Below are 1014 nucleotides of genomic sequence, written 5' to 3' on the forward strand. Positions count from 1 at the left end.
TGGCTTTGATAAAATATTTGTGTCTCTCTTGATTGTTCAGAGAGTACTGAACCTTCTACAGTGGCTTTTGTTTTCATGAAAAAAGTCAATGTTGTAAAGAGTTTTATTAGTTCAATCTTATTTGGGGGATTTTTTTGTTGGCAGAGTTTATAATTCTTTTATACAATAGGCGTTTTTGTACATCGATAAGAGTCTCTTCATTGTTGCTTAAATTTCTGACCATTTGTAACTTTGTGTATTCATTTTGGAGCATGGATGACATGCTCTTAATGCGTGTTTGCAACTCGAAAACTTCTCTCAAATTTGTTGTTTTATCTATATCATTTAAGAAATCAGCAATTTGTGTAAAGCGCTTCTCTGCGTCTTGGAAAGCCTGCAAACTTACGGCTTTCTCGATAATTCCATTATAGTTAAGACGTGTATTAATTATATTGTATATTCTCTTCTGCGGCAATGCCGAGAAGATGGCCCTCATATCTTCGCCCTTAACCGCAGTTATAAAGGGTTCTATATAACCATGCCTGTGGATTATGTCTACATTCCTTCTGTAGTTTTCGTGGGGGGGTTGGTAGAGCAGATCTTGCAAAAAATGGACATTGTTTCTGTCTAATAATGCTCTTTTTTGTAAGATGTTCATTTGCTCTTTTACACTTTCTGTTATAGACTGATGGATTTTTTTCGCGTTTTCGATCTGGTTTTCGTTTGTTGTAATTTGTTGTTTTAACAACTCAATAATTTTCAGATATTCTTCTTTTGAAAAAGGCAAAAGAGTTTGGGCAGTTGAATCCTTATTCTCAGAACCCCAACTAAAATTAGATGTTAGAGTTAAATTTATCATCCCCAAAAGGGTAATCATTCCTGTTATAATAAATCGCTTTTTCATCTGTCTCCTCGCTTGATTTCGGCAGGGATTGTTTTATTAATAGGCACGCGGTTTCTATCATTGGGCTGTTTTAGCTTTGGTGCTAATGCACAAGCCGATAAAAGGTTTGCAATCAAAATTATAAGAATGAT

At 34.8% G+C, this 1014-nt stretch carries 2 protein-coding genes; both read right to left on the minus strand.

Features of this window, described 5'->3' with window-relative positions:
* Positions 1–106: 106 nt before the first annotated feature.
* Complete coding sequence (locus tag ACFINA_RS09610; RefSeq protein ID WP_375615522.1) at positions 107–883, minus strand: type IV secretion system protein; 777 nt, start codon at positions 881–883, stop codon at positions 107–109.
* Positions 880–1014: TrwH protein (locus tag ACFINA_RS09615; protein ID WP_375614940.1), on the minus strand; the 135-nt coding region annotated here is incomplete at its 5' end. The genes ACFINA_RS09610 and ACFINA_RS09615, both read right to left, overlap by 4 nt.

This window comes from Bartonella sp. AC10YNML (assembly GCF_042196825.1).
Classification (GTDB): domain Bacteria; phylum Pseudomonadota; class Alphaproteobacteria; order Rhizobiales; family Rhizobiaceae; genus Bartonella.